Origin of the sequence: Sphingobium sp., assembly GCF_048594625.1 — a bacterium.
Lineage (GTDB): Bacteria > Pseudomonadota > Alphaproteobacteria > Sphingomonadales > Sphingomonadaceae > Sphingobium.
The window spans coordinates 1-16,203 of the sequence record NZ_JBMDWL010000044.1; the positions used below are offsets into that span (position 1 = coordinate 1).

The 16,203-nt window shown below is 59.7% G+C and carries 16 protein-coding genes; 12 read left to right on the forward strand and 4 right to left on the reverse strand.

Annotated features, from left to right (window positions below; genetic code table 11):
• Together ACOJSJ_RS05860 and ACOJSJ_RS05865 are read right to left on the reverse strand one after the other, a co-directional pair.
• The coding region (locus ACOJSJ_RS05860) for an ATP-grasp domain-containing protein (RefSeq protein ID WP_420144051.1) at positions 1–732 on the reverse strand (732 nt) is incomplete at its 3' end.
• A gap of 137 nt (positions 733–869) precedes the next feature.
• Positions 870–1,190, reverse strand: a complete 321-nt coding sequence (locus ACOJSJ_RS05865; RefSeq protein ID WP_420144052.1) for a hypothetical protein — start codon at positions 1,188–1,190, stop codon at positions 870–872.
• Positions 1,191–1,261: 71 nt separating this feature from the next.
• Here ACOJSJ_RS05865 and ACOJSJ_RS05870 point away from each other — a divergent pair, with 71 nt between their 5' ends.
• On the forward strand, positions 1,262–1,660 hold the full coding sequence (locus ACOJSJ_RS05870; RefSeq protein ID WP_420144053.1) for a low affinity iron permease family protein: 399 nt from the start codon (positions 1,262–1,264) through the stop codon (positions 1,658–1,660).
• A gap of 12 nt (positions 1,661–1,672) precedes the next feature.
• Here ACOJSJ_RS05870 and ACOJSJ_RS05875 read toward each other — a convergent pair whose 3' ends face one another.
• Positions 1,673–1,801, reverse strand: coding sequence for a hypothetical protein (locus tag ACOJSJ_RS05875; RefSeq protein ID WP_420144066.1), 129 nt, complete (start codon positions 1,799–1,801; stop codon positions 1,673–1,675).
• Between the two features lie 340 nt (positions 1,802–2,141).
• Between ACOJSJ_RS05875 and ACOJSJ_RS05880 the strand changes: the two genes are divergently transcribed.
• The 6 genes from ACOJSJ_RS05880 (at position 2,142) to fdhD (ending at position 9,605) form a co-directional block, all read left to right on the forward strand.
• On the forward strand, positions 2,142–3,530 hold the full coding sequence (locus ACOJSJ_RS05880; protein WP_420144064.1) for a glycosyl transferase family protein: 1,389 nt from the start codon (positions 2,142–2,144) through the stop codon (positions 3,528–3,530).
• A gap of 296 nt (positions 3,531–3,826) precedes the next feature.
• Positions 3,827–4,636 carry a hypothetical protein gene (locus ACOJSJ_RS05885; RefSeq protein ID WP_420144054.1) on the forward strand — a complete coding sequence of 270 codons (810 nt, stop codon included), beginning with the start codon at positions 3,827–3,829 and terminating at the stop codon, positions 4,634–4,636.
• 57 nt (positions 4,637–4,693) lie between these two features.
• Positions 4,694–5,608: a sulfite exporter TauE/SafE family protein gene (locus ACOJSJ_RS05890; RefSeq protein WP_420144065.1), complete on the forward strand. Its 915-nt coding sequence runs from the start codon at positions 4,694–4,696 to the stop codon at positions 5,606–5,608.
• The gene (locus tag ACOJSJ_RS05895) at positions 5,608–6,369 is read left to right on the forward strand and encodes a TIGR02186 family protein (protein ID WP_420144055.1); all 762 of its coding nucleotides are present in this window, start codon (positions 5,608–5,610) and stop codon (positions 6,367–6,369) included. The genes ACOJSJ_RS05890 and ACOJSJ_RS05895 overlap by 1 nt, the downstream gene beginning before the upstream one ends.
• 165 nt (positions 6,370–6,534) lie before the next feature.
• A complete protein-coding gene (locus tag ACOJSJ_RS05900; protein WP_420144056.1) occupies positions 6,535–8,799 on the forward strand; it encodes an FdhF/YdeP family oxidoreductase in 2,265 nt (754 codons plus the stop codon).
• On the forward strand, positions 8,799–9,605 hold the full coding sequence (fdhD, locus tag ACOJSJ_RS05905) for a formate dehydrogenase accessory sulfurtransferase FdhD (RefSeq protein ID WP_420144057.1): 807 nt from the start codon (positions 8,799–8,801) through the stop codon (positions 9,603–9,605). The genes ACOJSJ_RS05900 and fdhD overlap by 1 nt, the downstream gene beginning before the upstream one ends.
• 91 nt (positions 9,606–9,696) lie before the next feature.
• Here fdhD and ACOJSJ_RS05910 read toward each other — a convergent pair whose 3' ends face one another.
• A complete protein-coding gene (locus ACOJSJ_RS05910) occupies positions 9,697–10,713 on the reverse strand; it encodes an SDR family oxidoreductase (protein ID WP_420144058.1) in 1,017 nt (338 codons plus the stop codon).
• Positions 10,714–10,807: 94 nt separating this feature from the next.
• On the opposite strand from ACOJSJ_RS05910, the gene ACOJSJ_RS05915 reads away from it, so the two are divergent.
• The 5 genes from ACOJSJ_RS05915 (at position 10,808) to ACOJSJ_RS05935 (ending at position 16,182) form a co-directional block, all read left to right on the forward strand.
• A complete protein-coding gene (locus tag ACOJSJ_RS05915) occupies positions 10,808–11,704 on the forward strand; it encodes a LysR family transcriptional regulator (protein ID WP_420144059.1) in 897 nt (298 codons plus the stop codon).
• Between the two features lie 241 nt (positions 11,705–11,945).
• Entirely contained in the window at positions 11,946–14,057 is a 2,112-nt protein-coding gene (locus ACOJSJ_RS05920; protein WP_420144060.1) for a TonB-dependent siderophore receptor, read from the forward strand.
• 2 nt (positions 14,058–14,059) lie between these two features.
• A complete protein-coding gene (locus ACOJSJ_RS05925; protein ID WP_420144061.1) occupies positions 14,060–15,244 on the forward strand; it encodes a PepSY-associated TM helix domain-containing protein in 1,185 nt (394 codons plus the stop codon).
• A gap of 178 nt (positions 15,245–15,422) precedes the next feature.
• Complete coding sequence (locus tag ACOJSJ_RS05930; protein WP_420144062.1) at positions 15,423–15,629, forward strand: transposase; 207 nt, start codon at positions 15,423–15,425, stop codon at positions 15,627–15,629.
• 58 nt (positions 15,630–15,687) lie between these two features.
• Positions 15,688–16,182 carry an IS5 family transposase gene (locus ACOJSJ_RS05935; protein WP_420144063.1) on the forward strand — a complete coding sequence of 165 codons (495 nt, stop codon included), beginning with the start codon at positions 15,688–15,690 and terminating at the stop codon, positions 16,180–16,182.
• The last annotated feature ends 21 nt before the right edge of the window (positions 16,183–16,203 follow it).

Genomic DNA, 16,203 nt, shown 5'->3' on the forward strand with positions numbered 1-16,203 from the left:
GTCGCGCAGTTCGGCGATGTCCTTGTGACGGAACATGGCGTTGCCGTCGAAGCCGACCTTGGCGTCGAGGACGAGGAGGTTGCCCTGCTCGGTCAGCGCCAGCGGGTTGACTTCGATCTGTTCGGCGTCGGTGTCGAGGAACGCGGCATACAGCGAGGCGGCAACCTTGGCAGCCTGCTTCGCCTGATCGCCAGTGAGTCCCAGAGCGGCAGCGACGGCGCGGCCATGGTGCGGCTGGAAGCCCGAAGCAGGATCGACCGAGAAGCTGTGGATCTTTTCCGGGGTCGAGTGGGCGACTTCTTCGATGTCCATGCCGCCTTCGGTCGACACGACGAAAGCGATGCGACTGGTGGCGCGATCGACCAGCAGCGCCAGGTAGAATTCCTTGGCGATGTCGGCACCGTCGGTGATGTAGAGGCGGTTGACCTGCTTGCCTGCTTCACCGGTCTGGATGGTGACCAGCGTGTTGCCCAGCATGTCGGCCGAGTGCGCCTTCACTTCGTCGAGGTTGAAGGCAAGGCGCACGCCGCCCTTCGCTTCGGGGGCCAGTTCCTTGAACTTGCCCTTGCCGCGGCCACCGGCGTGGATCTGCGACTTCACGACATAAAGCGGCCCAGGCAGCTTCTTGGCGGCTTCGACGGCTTCTTCGACCGTGAAGGCGGCGTAACCGGCGGCGATCGGCGCGCCATATTTCGCCAGCAGTTCCTTGGCCTGATCTTCGTGAATGTTCATGGGGCGTGCCCTTTCGCTGAAATCTGTGATCAGCGGCTAAGCACAGGCGATGGCCTGGCGCCAGAAAATTTCGCAAAATCACTTTGCAAACTTGCGAAGTTTGCAAAGCCGACCCCAACGAAACCGCGCCGGTCCGGTCAAAATGCGCAAGCGATCGCCGATGCGCTGGTCACCGCAAAAATCTCCGGATCCCCTAGCGCACGAACCTTGTGCAGCAACTGGTCGATCGTCATTTTATCGCTGTGCGATTTGCGGAGCGATGCCAGCGACTGGAGCTTTCGCAATTGCGTCAGGCTGAGCCTGTCCGCCATGCGCCCGGCCATGCAGCCAGCCATGCGAGGCGACAACCCGGCCTCCTGCAGCCCGGCGCGCAACCGCGATTCGGGCGACAGGGACGAACAGGAAGGAAGGATCAAAAGGGCAACGGCCATGACGGCACAGACAGATGGGATACGCATGGAATGCACATGACCATCCGACATGGATCAGACAAGGACCGCATCAACTCTCAAGAAAGAAGGACGGCATTATGGACAGGATTTTCGCGGCCATGTCGCACCGGGTGGCCAGTTGGGCCGGGCAACCCTCCGCCTTTGCACTGGCATTGGCGACCGTCATCGTCTGGCTCGTGACCGGCCCTGTCTTTCATTATTCCGACACTTGGCAACTGGTGATCAATACCGGCACCACCATCGTCACATTCCTGATGGTGTTCCTGATTCAGAATGCCCAGAACCGGGACGGTTCGGCCATTCAGGCGAAGCTGGACGAACTGATCCGCGCCATCGACGCCGCGCGCAACGACTTTATCGGCATCGAACATCTGACCGAAGCCGAACTGCAACGGATCAAGGCCGTGCTGGAACGCGAATGCGGCGATGACGAAAGCCACAAGCTGGCCATCGAAAGGCTGATCGACCGCCGTTGACGACAACAGGCCTTAATGCGCCCGAACGATCAACCGTTCATTTTCGCGACGATAGGCGTCGACCCGGTCGCCATAGCTGCGGGCAAGGCTTTCATAAGCATCGCGCCCTTCCTGTGATCGCGTCGTTTGCGCACGGATCAAAGACATCTGCTGTCGGTGCAGCAAATAATTTACATCCATCTCCATCTTCGCCCTCCTCCCGTATCCGTTCGTAGAGATTGGTCGATCGGCCGGGGCGGACATATCGTCATCGCACCGACGCATTAATCATAGCAGCATATCGAGCCCATGGCGAATCCGGCCGGTCGCAGGAACAAGGCAGGCAGACGCGGGGTCAGTGTCGGTAAGTTGGGGGATAATGGTTAATGATTACCGGACGATTTCAATGGTTTTCACGAAAAATATGTAAATAACTGGAAGAACGCGGCGGCGGTAACATTCTTGCCGTCCTGAAGATGACAGGGGTAAATCTTTGGGAGATATGCTGGCGGCGGGCCTGTTCGCGCTGCACCATGAAGTCCTGCTGTTTTCCGTCGTCGGGCTGGCGCTTGGCGGGCTGGACGACCTGACCGTCGACCTGCTTTTCATGGTCCGGCGTTGCTGGCGCAACTTTGCGGTCTATGCACATCACTCGCGCATGACCGGCGCCACGCTGCCACGCTCCGCCCATTCGGGCTGCATTGCGGTCTTCATCCCCGCATGGCGCGAAGCCGATGTCATCGGCCCCATGTTGCGCCATGCACTGGCGCGCTGGCCTGACGATGATTATCGGATTTTCGTCGGCGTCTATCCCAACGATCCCGATACGATCGACATTGTGGCATCCATTGCAGCGGGTGAACCGCGCATCATCGTGGGGATCAACCCCCGCCCCGGCCCCACGACCAAGGCCGACTGCCTCAACATCCTGTGGCGGGTCATGGTCGATATGGAGGAACGGACCGGACACCCTTTCAAGGCGGTGGTGCTGCATGATGCGGAGGATGTCGTTCATGCCGACGAAATCCGCCTGTATGATTTCATGATCGATCGCTTTGCGCTAGTGCAGCTGCCCGTCCTGCCCCTGCCCGGACGTGGCGACTGGCTGGCCCGCGCCATTTCCAATCATTACGGAGATGAGTTCGCAGAGAACCATGGCAAAGCCCTGACTGTCCGGGAAGCTCTGGGCGCATCCATCCCTTCGGCTGGTGTCGCCTGCGCTTTCGAACGGTCGATGATCGGACGGCTTTACGATCCCGTTCATGGCGGACCGTTCGACCCGTCTTCGCTGACGGAAGATTATGAAGCCGGCCTGCGCATCGCCAACCTCGGCGGGCGCGGCGTTTTCGTGCGGATGCGTGATAGCCATGGCGCGCTGATCGCAACCCATGAATATTTCCCGCACAGCATCGATGCGGCGGTCAAGCAGAAAGCGCGCTGGATGGTGGGCATTTCGTTAGCCGGATGGGATCGGCTTGGCTGGCATGGCGGCCCGGCGGAATGGTGGATGCGCATCCGCGACCGGCGCGCGACGATGGCGGCACTGGTGCTTCTCGCCGCCTACCTGTCCCTGATCCTGTGGGCGATGACGGCGATCGTCGGCCTACTTTTCCCTCTGTCGCCGCCGCCATTGCCGCCACTCATCCAAACGCTGTTATGGGTCAACCTGTGCCTGTTGTTGTGGCGGACCGGCATGCGCGCCCTGTTCGTCGGGCATGCCTATGGCTGGCGCCATGGCATGATGGCCATTCCTCGCACCGTCATCGCCAATTATATCGCGATATTGGCGGCACGACGGGCGGTGACCCTTTACGTCAGATCCTTGTTCGGCAGACCGCTGCAATGGGACAAGACCCAGCATTATTTCCCTGACCTGAAGACCGATCCATGACGCGGGGCGCGAACGGACGCCCCATTCGCTTTTTCGCCATTCTGATGGTGGGCTGGGTGATGGTGCGCCTGTTCAGCCCCGGCACGGCATCCGACCTGCCACCGCAACCGCAAGCCTATGCTTCGCATGCAGAAAAAGCCATCAACCTGACGGCCGTAGCAGCGGCCTCCCGCGTCGCTGTCAAGGACGTCCACCCCTTTGCAACGCCGCTCAGCATATCACGGAAAAACCACATATCTTTACGGATCGGATCGACGCCCGCCCCATTTTATAGCCGGCAAGCTCAAGCGACCAGGATGGTTATCCGACCGTTGCCCAACACCGATACGGCGTTGGATCTGATGGACTTCATCAACGTCTCGGTCGCCTTCGCCAATCGACCTTATGCCAGCAATCCAGATTATATGAGTGGCTTTAGCGTGGCTCCAGCCAGCCCGCCCCCTGTGACGACGAAGCAGGTATCAAGAGATCGATGGCGCGCAGGCGCCTGGCTATTATGGCGTCAGGACGGTGCGACACAAGCCGATGCGATACCGGGCGGCAGGCTCGGCGGATCGCAGGCCGGACTGCGCGTCGATTACGACCTTATGCCCGGTGCCAAAGTCAGGACGGCAGTCTATGGCCGTATAACAAGCGCAGTTTCACGCCCTTCCGCACCGGAATCCGCGGTTGGCCTGTCCATCCAGCCGTCCCGTGCGATACCGGTCAATATTGCGATCGAACGCCGCATCGCACTCGATCCGGCGGCTCGTAACGCCAATGCGGTGATGGCGGTGGGCGGCTTTGGCCCGACGCCGATCGCACAGTCCATCGATGCGGAGGGCTATGCCCAAACCGGCATTGTCGGATTCAAACGCAAGGATGCTTTCATCGACGGTAAATTTTCGCTGTCGAAACAGCTGCCATCCGAAAGGGTTCGTATCGGCGCAGCCATTTCGGGCGGCGCCCAGCCCGGCGCCAGTCGAATGGACATCGGCCCCGAAATTCAGGTCCGGCTGCCCCTGCCACAGGGCGGGGCCAGGCTTTCCATCGAATGGCGTGAACGCATAGCGGGCAATGCGCGCCCCGGATCGGGCCTTGCCATCACACTGGCGGCGGATTTTTGATCCGCAGGCGCCATCGCGGCTTTATATCCGGCACGGATGACGTTACCCCGGACCGGCATGGATCTTTACCTGCCCATAGCCAATCTGTCGGTGAACGCGCTGGTCATTATCGGCCTGGGCGGTATCGTAGGGCTGCTTTCCGGCATGTTCGGCGTGGGCGGCGGGTTTCTGACGACACCGCTGCTGATATTCTATGGCATTCCGCCAACCGTCGCAGCGGCATCCGCCGCATCGCAGGTCACCGGTGCCAGCGTATCAGGCGTTTTCACCCATATGTCGCGCGGCACGGTAGATTTCCGCATGGGCGGCGTCCTGATCGCAGGCGGAGTGATCGGCGCGGGGATGGGCGTATTCATCTTCCGCCTGCTGCAATATCTGGGGCAGATCGATACGGTCATCGGCATCCTCTATGTCCTGATGCTGGGGGGCATCGGCGGACTGATGGCAAAGGAATCCATACAGGCGCTGATCGCCATCAAGACCGGCAAGCGACCGCAGGCCAGAAAACGGCGCCACCACCCGTTGGTCGCGGCCCTGCCCATGCGGTGGCGTTTCTACCGCTCCGGCCTGTATATCTCGCCTCTTGCGCCATTGCTCCTCGGCATGGCGACAGGTATCCTCACCATGCTGCTGGGTGTGGGCGGCGGCTTCATCCTGGTGCCCGCCATGCTGTATCTTCTGGGCATGGCGACCCAGTCGGTGGTGGGCACATCGCTGTTCCAGATATTGTTCGTCACCATGGCGACGACCATGATGCATGCCATGACGACCAAGGCCGTCGATCTGGTGCTGGCCATGTTGCTGCTGATCGGGAGCGTCGTTGGCGCGCAGGTCGGCACCCGCATTTCGATGACGATCCGCCCCGAATATCTGCGCATCTTGCTGGCAGCGATCGTTCTGCTGGTCGCTGCGCGCATGGCTTTGGGTCTGGGATGGCGGCCGGACGAAATCTACACGATCGAGCTGGGCTGATGCGTCGTGTCGCTCCACTGATGTTGCTGCCCGCAGCCTGGTTGCTAGGCGCCGCCGCTCAGCCGCAACTGGTGCCCGATGTGTCCCAGCGCGACGTGGAAATCCAGTATAGCTTCACCGGCGCAGACCTGCTTTTGTTTGGGGCGATCGTCTATCCCGATGGCAGACGGCCCGACAAACCGGCGGACATCGTCGTCGTACTCAAAGGACCGGAACAGTCGATCACCATCCGCGAAAAGCAGAAGGTGGCGGGCATCTGGGTCAATGCCGACACCGTACGCTTCCGTTCAGCGCCCAGTTTCTACGCCATGGCATCGTCCCGCCCGATCGACAGCATCGTCGATGAACGAACGGCGGCAATATACGAACTGGGCGTTGACAAGCTGCAACTTTCGCCATCCTCGCTGAATGACAGCGCCGAACTGTCCCGCTTTCAGGAAGGTCTGGTGGACCTGCGCGCGCGATCGGGCCTGTTCGTCGAGCGGCCCGGAACGGTCGAAATCACCGATGGCGTTTTATATCGCGCCCGTTTGCCCCTGTCCGCGCGCGTGATCGTGGGCGATTATACCGCCGAAACATTTCTGGTGCAGGATGGCCGCGTCGTTGCGGCCGCGGTACGCGACATCACCGTTCGCAAGTCCGGCTTCGAACAGTTCATGGCGCGCGCGGCGGAACAATGGTCCTTCCTCTACGGGCTGGTCGCCATCGCGCTGGCGGTCGGCATGGGATGGGCCGCCGGTGCCGTTGCCCGTCGGATATAGGCATTTCCCTTCACATGGTGCATCGCTGCGATGGCCGGGAATGTTCGGTGTAATCTATCTTCATCTTGCGCTCTCTGTCGGGACAGCCTTGCACGACCTGCGTATGATTGAACATAAACGGACCCGCGGGAATTGTCGGATCATATCGAGGGAGCATAAGCGATCATGACCGAAAAGAGCGAAGATGGCATCAGGCCATATTCCGGCCCTGCTGGCGGCTGGGGCGCCTTGCGCGCTGTCGCCAAAGCGGTCCGCAACGAAATGGGAGCCAGCAGCAACACCCGCGCCCTGATGAGCATGAACCAGCCCAAGGGGTTTGACTGCCCCGGATGCGCATGGCCGGACCCAAAACATACGTCATCCTTCGAATTTTGCGAAAATGGCGCAAAGGCCGTGACATGGGAGGCGACGCAGAAGCGCGTCGATCCCGATTTCTTCGCGCAACATAGCGTATCGGACCTCTGGTCCTGGTCCGATTATGCGCTGGAGGAGGCTGGACGCCTGACGCACCCGCTGCGCTATGACGAGGCCAGTGATCATTTCGTGCCGATCGAATGGGATGAAGCGTTCGAGCATATCGGCGCTGTTCTGCGCAAAATTGACGATCCCAATCAGGTCGAATTCTACACATCAGGGCGCGCATCGAATGAAGCGGCTTTTCTCTATCAGCTGCTGGCGCGCGAGTTCGGCACGAACAACTTTCCCGACTGTTCGAACATGTGCCATGAAGCAACCAGCGTCGGCCTGCCGAAATCGATCGGCGTGGGCAAAGGCACGGTCACGCTGGAGGATTTCGAACATACCGACGCAGTCTTCAGCTTCGGCCATAATCCGGGCACCAATCATCCCCGCATGCTGGGAACGCTGCGCGAGGTCGCCAGACGGGGCAAGCCGATCATCGCGATCAACCCGATGCGCGAACGGGGGCTGGAACGGTTTCAGGATCCTCAGGCGCCTGTCGAAATGGCCACGTTCAGCGCGACGCCGATCTCTTCCGCCTATCATCTGGTCAAGGTCGGCGGCGACCTTGCTCTGCTGAAAGGCATCATCAAGGCGTTGCTGGAAGCAGATGCCGACGACCTGACTGCCGGGGGCGAGGGTTTGCTCGACCGCGAGTTCATCCGCATCCATACCACCGGCATCGATGCATTGCGCGCCGACATCGAGAGCGCGGACTGGGGTGTCATTTGCCGGGTGAGCGGACTGACACGCGATGCCATCCAAAGCATCGCCCGTGTCTACTGGTCCTCCCCCCGGGTCATCATATGCTATGGCATGGGCATCACCCAGCATCGCCATGGCACCGAAACCGTCCAGCAGATCGCCAATCTTCTGCTCCTTCGCGGCAATTTCGGACGGGAAGGAGCGGGGATCGCCCCCATTCGCGGCCATTCCAACGTGCAGGGCGACAGAACGGTCGGCATCACGGAAACCCCGCATGAGGTTTTCCTCGCCCGGCTGGACAAGGCCTTCGGTATCACCAGCCCGCGCGCGCATGGCCATAATGCGGTTGAAGCAATCGCGGCGATGCGCGACGGCAGCGCAAAAGCCTTCATCGGACTTGGCGGCAATCTGGCGGTCGCGATCAGCGACCCGCAAGCCACCTTCGCCGCTTTCCGCAAGCTGGACCTTAACGTTCAGATCGTAACCAAATTGAACCGGACATGCCTGCTGACCGCGAAGCAGAGCCTGATCTTTCCCTGTCTGGGCCGGACGGAAATCGACGTTCAGGCCAGCGGTCTTCAGGCTATCACGGTCGAAGATTCCATGTCGATGGTTCATGCTTCGCGCGGCATGTTGAAACCCGTGTCCGACATGCTTCTGTCTGAACCCGCGATCATTGCCGGGATCGCCAAGGCTGCGTTGCCGCAAACCGCGGTTGCATGGGACAATCTGATCGAAGATTACGACCGTATCCGCGAAAAGATCGAGGAGGTTTTCCCGGATTTCTACGATTTCAACGAACGGGTGCGAATAAAGGGCGGTTTCCGGTTGCGCGTCGGCGCTTCGCAGCGGGAATGGGACACGCCCGACAATCTGGCCCATTTTCTGGTCGCCGATCTGCCACTTGATGTGGAGCGCAACGGACATCCGTATATCCTGACCACGATCCGCAGCCATGATCAGTATAACACCACCATCTATGGCCTTAACGATCGATACCGTGGCATTAGCGGTCGCCGTGACGTGGTATTTCTGAACGGCGACGATCTGGCGGTGCTCGGCATCAAACATGGGGATCTGATCGACGTCATCGCTGGCGAGCGCATACTGAAGGGGCAGACCGCCGTTGCCCACACCATCGCGCGCGGATCGGTGGCGGCCTATTATCCCGAAGCCAATTGCCTGGTCCCGCTCGACGATCATGACAGCGCCAGCGGAACACCATCCTATAAGTCCATCCCCGTCATGATCCAAAAGGCGGCGTAATGGCGCTGGATGATCCTCCGTCATCGATCACGCCACAGCGCAGCTTTGCCCTGACGCGCGTCGCTGCCGATGGGGCAATGACGGCGATCCATCGCGTCATTGCTGAGGAAGTCCCGGTCGCACTGGAATATCAGGGGATCGGCTATGCGGTGCTCATGGCGACGCCGTCGGACCTCATCGATCTCGCCTATGGCTTTACCCTGTCCGAACGGATTATCGACCGGGCGGATCAGATCGATGGCGTGGACGTCCACCAAACGTCAAATGGCTTCATCGTTCGCGTATCGCTGGACATGGCCGTGGCCGACCGCATCCTTGATCGGATACGCCACCGCACAACGGATTCATCCTGCGGGCTGTGCGGGATTGAAAGTCTGGAACAGGCGCTGCGTCCTTTGCCCCCCGTCACCAATGCCCCGCTCGCCGAATACGCGGCATGTTTTCGGGCCTTGTCCGAACTGGACCAGCGTCAGAGCATGAACCGGCAGACCGGCGCCATGCATGCCGCAGCCGCATGCACCACAAGCGGTCATATCCGCATCATCCGCGAAGATATTGGCCGCCACAATGCCTTCGATAAGCTGATCGGGAGCATGCTGCGATCCAGCATGAAATGGGATGGCGGATTTGCGCTCATATCTTCACGATGTTCATACGAACTGGTCGAAAAAGCGGTGATCGCCGGATGCCCCATGCTGGCGACCATTTCGGCTCCAACGGGCCTTGCCATCGACCGCGCTGCATCGTCAGGATTGAAACTGCGCGCACTCGTTCGTTCTGACGCGCTCCTGTCTTTCGACATGTGAGGCAGCCGGCTGGGGGCAACCCGACCCGCTGCGGCACAGTGCATATCGCTATAAATAGCGGGATGATGACACCGATTGAGACGTCATTCCGCTAACTCGCCAAGTTCAACAGAGATTCTGCACTGGCAATGATGGCATCCTCCACCGATCGGGGCTGCCAGCCAAGCAGGCTCTGGGCCTTTCGCGATGTCGTTTCACGAATGATGCCTAGCTGAGGGACCATGGCCGCCATGGCTGGCGCGATTTTGGCCATTTGGATCACTTCGCTATCGGGCATTTCTGCGGTCGGTACGAGCGCCGCCCGCTCTCCCAAATTTGCACGCAGGATTGCCGCGACATCTTTCAACCACAGCGCCTTTCCTGACACCGCAATGAAGCGTTCGCCATTTGCTGCGGCCGTAGTCATTGCACGCAGATGTAAATCGGCGACATCCCGCACATCAACCACCCCAAAGGCAATGCGTGGCACAGCTGGAAGCGCGCCCTGCAAAAGGGCCTGTATCAATCCTATGGAGGTCGAATAATCGGCCCCCAGTACCGGCCCGAAAATACCTGTCGGATTGATAACGGAAAGCTCCAGCCCCTGCCCTTCCCGCTCGATAAAATCCCAGGCGGCTTTTTCCGCATGGGTTTTCGACTGCATATAGGCCTGAACCGACGGATGATCGGGATCGGTCCAGTCCTTTTCATCAAACGCTTCTTCGCGCGCGGGAATGCCATAGCCCACGGCCGCAAAGGACGATGTCATCACGACGCGCTTCACACTGGCATTGCGCGCGGCGCGCAGAACCCGCAGCGCACCTTCCCGCGCAGGGACGATCAGTTCCTGTGGATCATCCGGCTCCTCTGCCGGGAAAGGCGACGCGACATGCAACACATACTCCACGCCCTTGCATGCATCGTTCCAGACGTGATCGGCAAGCAGATCGGCCTGAACCACCTCCAGCGCTCCGGTATTTCTGCCATGTGTCGCGACAACGCCGCTCACTTCCGCCGCGCGTGACAGGTTGCGTATGGTTGTACGCACCTCATGACCTGCATCGATCAGTTGCAGGATGATGTGACCACCGACGAAGCCGGTTCCTCCGGTAACGAGCACCTTTGCCATATCGAAATTTCTCCTTCCGCGTTGCGATATGGACGCGCATATTGATGTTGATAACCGACATGATGTTTCACGATCCATTGCGAAAGTCTAAATAATGAACATGCTGACCCTGCGCGATCTGGAAGCAATCCGGTTGCTGGGCATGCGACGAAATTTCCGCGCAGCAGCGGCGGAACTGGGCGTATCGCCTCCCACGCTCAGCCACATGATTGCTTCGGTGGAAAAGCGCGTCGGCATCCGCCTGTTCAATCGCACCACCCGCAGCGTAGCGCCGACCGAGGCAGGAGAAGCGCTGATCGACCATATGGGACCGGCCCTTTCCACCATTTCCGATGCATTCGACATCATAGATGGTTTCCGCAGCGCGCCTTCAGGCCGGATCAGGTTGAACGCGTCGGAAGTCGCGGCAGCACGTTTCATTCCCGCCGTCGCCGGGTTCATGAACATCTTTCCGCATATCGATGTCGAACTTGTCAGCGACGGCTTGTTGAGCGACATCGTCGCGGACGGGTTCGACGCAGGTATCCGGCTTGAAGAGGTCGTACCTCAGGACATGATCGCCCTGCCGCTCAGCGCAAAGGAGCAGATCATCGTGGTTGCTGCGCCATCCTACCTTGCAGTCCATTCTACACCGACAAAGCCCGAAGACCTCATCCACCATGATTGCATCATCGTGCGGCTTCCCAGCGGGCGGCCTATGCCGTGGGAATTTGAAGATGAAGGCCGGACATTTTACGTGAAGGTCAAGGGGCGACTTCAGGTAGGATCGGCGGCCATCGCCACGCGCGCCGCGGAATTGGGACTTGGTCTAGCCCATGTCGGGCTGCCAGACGCGGAACGGAGCCTGGCATCGGGAAATCTGGTCCAGATACTGTCCGAATGGACACCACCTTTCCCAGGATTACGACTCTATTATCCGCGACAGCGCCATCATTCCGCTGCGTTTCAGGCATTTCTTCGCTATTTGAAGGAAAATCGGATCAACATCTGATCGCAGGGCAATTGCGGATCGAATTGAAAATTCGACGCTCTGGCCCAACCGTCCCTGGCAGAGAGGTGCAAAGAGATGTTCTGCCCCCAAATCCTTTCTCGGTTTTCATGGCATAGCCTCGGGGCGCGACCGACGCCCCTCCAAACCATTGGTCCTGACCCAGAAATACTCGACTTGCCATGTCGCATCAAAATGCTTAGCGCGAATAACTATCATTAGCGATTCGAATGAGGGGTTCGATTTGTCCATTTTTCGCGCGATGCTTCTGGCGTCTGCTACCATAATTCCATCCATCGCCTTCGCCCAGGAAGCGCCCGTTACGGCGCCTGAAAACAGCATGACGGATGGCGACCAGATCATCGTCACTGGCCGCGCACAGCGGCTGTATCGCACCGAAACCACGACCGTCGGCAAAACGGCAGAAGACCCGCTCAACATTCCTCAGGCCGTACAGGTCATCAACAGCGACCTGTTCGCCGATCAGGGCGCGCGTGATGCGACCGACATCTATCGCAATATCTCCGGCGTCAGCTTTTTCAGCTATGCCGGGGTTACCTTCCGCGGCTTCCGGCAGGATCAGTCTTTCTATGACGGGATGCGCGGCAATCCCTTCATCGGCTTTTCCGTGCCCCAGCTGTTCAATATCGACCGGGTGGAAGTGCTCAAGGGACCGGCTGGCCTGTTCTTCGGGCCGGGTTCGCCAGGCGGCATCATCAATTATGTTTCGAAGGTTCCGAGCGACACCACCGGCATGCGGATGGTCGCAACCGCCGGCAATTATGACCGGCGCGGCATTTCGGCCGAAGCCACCGGTCCGGTGGACAAGGACGGCATCGTCACATACCGGCTGGGCGGCTTTTACGAAGCAATGAACCCCTATCGGCGCAATACGAAGAATGTCTCGCTGATCGGTGACGGCGGACTTTCCATAAAGACCGACGAAGGCGGCAAGCTGACGTTGCAGGCAACCGTTTATGACAATGGCCTGCAGGGCAACCGGCTGCGCGGCATCCTGACAGACAATGACGGCAATTTCCTGAGCGACATCCGCTGGAACGCGAATGAACCGACCGACTTCCTGCACCTAAAGTCGCAGGCCTATCAGGCCCGCTATGTAACTACGATCGGGGATCGGATCACATTCGATGCGGGCGTCCGCTACTTCAAGGCGACCGAAACGCAGCAATATCATGAGCCGCGCGGAATGGTTGCGGGCAACAGCGATCTGGTCGCGCGCGAATTTCGCGACCAGATCCGCGATGTCGATGGCCTTTCCTTCTCCGCGAACCTGACGGCACGGGTCGACATATTAAGCATGGAGCACACGTTTCAGGCCGGCGCGGACTGGTATGACGAAACCAGCGTGTTGCACTCCCGCATTCTGCGCGCAGGTGTGACGCCGCTCAGCCTCAGCAACCCGGTCTATACCAACAGCGCGCGCGATGTGGCGCGGGCAGCGCTGTTGCCCTTCACCGTTACGGACACGCGCACGAAGCGCAAGGGCGCCTATCTTCAGGACCAGATCAGCCTGAGCGACGCCTTCATGCTGGTCGGCGGCGTGCGTTACGACAAGTTCGAGGACCGGGTGGTGAACGCCGCATCCTATCAGGATGACGACATCACATTGCGCACCGGTGCGATCTTCAAACCGCGCAAGGATATATCCGTCTATCTCAGCTGGTCGCAGAGTTTCGAACCTCAGACAGCGGCCAGCCAGACCGTCGATGTCGGCGGCCCCTTCGCCCCGGTGACCGGCGATCAGTTTGAAGGCGGCGTCAAAACCGACCTGTTCGACGGCCGGTTGCAGACCAATCTGGCCGCCTATCGCATCGTTCGGAAAAATATTCTTCAGATCGATGCCAGCCTGCCTCCCGTCAATGGGCAGGATCAGTTGCGCCCGATCGGAGAAGTGACCAGCAAAGGGTTTGAGATCGACCTGTCGACCGACATCACGCCCAACTGGGTCGCGTTGGTCAACTATGGCTATAATGACACGAAAATCACCGGCACGATTGCCGGACAGGCCATTACCAACGCCGTAGGCAATCGCTTCGCCAACGCGCCCAAGCATAAGCTCGGTTTCTGGACGAGATACCAGGTGTCGGCCATCGACGCAGCCTTTGCAGTAGGCGGTGAATATGTGTCGAAACGCATCAGCCTGTCGGGACAGGACGTAAAACCCTATACGATCTTCGATGCGTCGGTCACCAAGGGGCTTGGCTTTGCGGAACTGATGCTGCGCGTCGATAATATTTTCGACAAGGTCTATGCCGCATCCGGCTTTTCGGCGCAAAGCGGGCATTTCCCCGGCGAGCCTCGCACTTTCCTGGCCGAACTCCGCTTCAAATTCTGATCATGGGCAAGGCTGGCGCGAAAAAAGGCCGTTCGCTCTGGTGGGTGGTACATAGCTGGATCGGCCTGAAACTGTCGATCTTTCTGACGTTCATTCTGGCGACCGGCACCCTTGCGGTTTTCGCGCATGAGATCGACTGGCTGGTGACGCCCGCCATGCGGGTATCGCCACGGTCGGAGCCGGTCGCATCATGGGGCGCATGGGCAGAAGCGGCGACCAGAGCCGCCCCTGATGCGCGGCTTCAGACCCTTTATGCACCGATCGATCCATGGTTCACGGTCGAAGCGTGGGTCAATCGCGGCAAGGGGGCACCTGAACGTGTCTATATCGACCCATGGACGGCAAGGGTTACCGGCAGGCATGGCTGGGCGAATGTCCATCGTTTCCTGCGACAGGCCCATCGGCACCTGATGCTGCCGACGAAAATCGGCATACCCATCGTCTGCTCTCTGGCGTTGCTGCTGGCTGCGTCGCTGGTGTCCGGCGTCGTGACGTACAAGAAATGGTGGCGCGGCTTTTTCCGGGCGCCACGCAGCGGAGGCAGGCGGAGGCTGACCGGCGATCTGCATCGCCTGATGGGTTTATGGAGCTTGTGGTTCGTCGCGCTGATCGCGCTCACGGAAACATGGTATCTTGTGGAAACTCTCGGAGGACAGGCCGATGTTCCCAAGCTGACGAAGGTCGCGACCGCTCCACAGCCCATCGGCGACCGACTCGATCGGCTGGTCGCGGTGGCAAGGCGGGCCGATCCGAAACTCGACATTCGCGAAATACGGTTCACACCGGAAAATGGTGTCATTTTCCTGGGGCAATCTTCCGCATGGCTGGTGCGCGATCGTGCCAACGCCGTTGCTGTCGATCCCATGACATCGACAGTCGTCACCGGGTTGGACGGCCGCGATCTTACCGTGCATCAGCGCATTTCGGAAATGGCCGATCCATTGCATTTCGGTACGTTCTGCGGCCTCTGGACCAAAATCATCTGGTTTCTGTTCGGCGCTGCACTGACCGCGATGTCCGTCACCGGCACCATGATCTATGCCATGCGGCTGGCGCGTTCGTCCCGATCCCAAGGCACAGGCCTGAACCTCGCCTGGCAAGGCATGGGGACGTGGGCCTATATCGGGCTTGCGCTCATCATCCTCACCCTCGTCCTGACGCCGGCAGCGATCGGCGGCGCAAGCTGAGCTGCCGTAATTTGGTGAGAATATAATATTTGGCTGAGGACGCAGTCCTGAGCGAACCCGTCTCCGAGCATGATAGTGACTTCGCACGTCAGCCGCCATCGGCTGTAGGGCGTAGTGACATTTTAGGGATACACGGAGCGGCCGATTTCTGATTCGACACTGGCTTTTGGAGGCTAGTATGGAAGGCGAGGTTCTCAGGGACGATCAGTGGGAGCGACTTGGAGAGTTCGTGCCCGGCGGCCGCAAGGGCAAGCGTGGCCCTCGCAGCGATGGGAGGCGGTTTCTGGATGCCTTGCTGTGGCTGGCTCGCTCGGGCGGTCGATGGCGTGATCTTCCCGAACGCTTTGGTCCCTATCAAACCGCCAAGCGACGCTATTACCGCTAGATCGAACAGGGCGTGATCGATCGGATATTCGAGGCGGTGTCGACGATCCCGACATCGAATGGCTGGCGATCGATGCCACCGTCATTCGCGCTCAGGCCCAAGCCGCAGGAGCACGGGTAAAAAGGTGGGCGTTCAAGCTCAGGCTCTCGGCCGGTCCAGAGGTGGGTTCGGAACTAAAATCCACGCCGTAGTCGATGCCCTTGGCCTGCCGATCCGCTTCATCCTCGGCCCCGGCCAGCAAAATGACATGGATCCGGCCTGTGACCTGATCCAGGGCATCTTGGCCGACAAGGTGCTGGCAGATCGCGCCTATGACGCCGACAGCTTGCACGACCTTATCTACGAGCAAGGCGGCGAACCAGTCATCCCGCCTCGCCGCCATCGTAAATATCAGCACAGATATGACCGCATCGCCTACAAACAGCGCTGGGGTGTCGAGGGCTTCTTCGCCAAACTCAAGCAATGGCGGCGCATCGCCACCCGCTACGACAAAATCGCTGCCAACTTCTTCGGCTTCATCAAACTCGCCAGCATCATGCTATGGCTCAAATGATTAAATCGTCACCACAGCCTA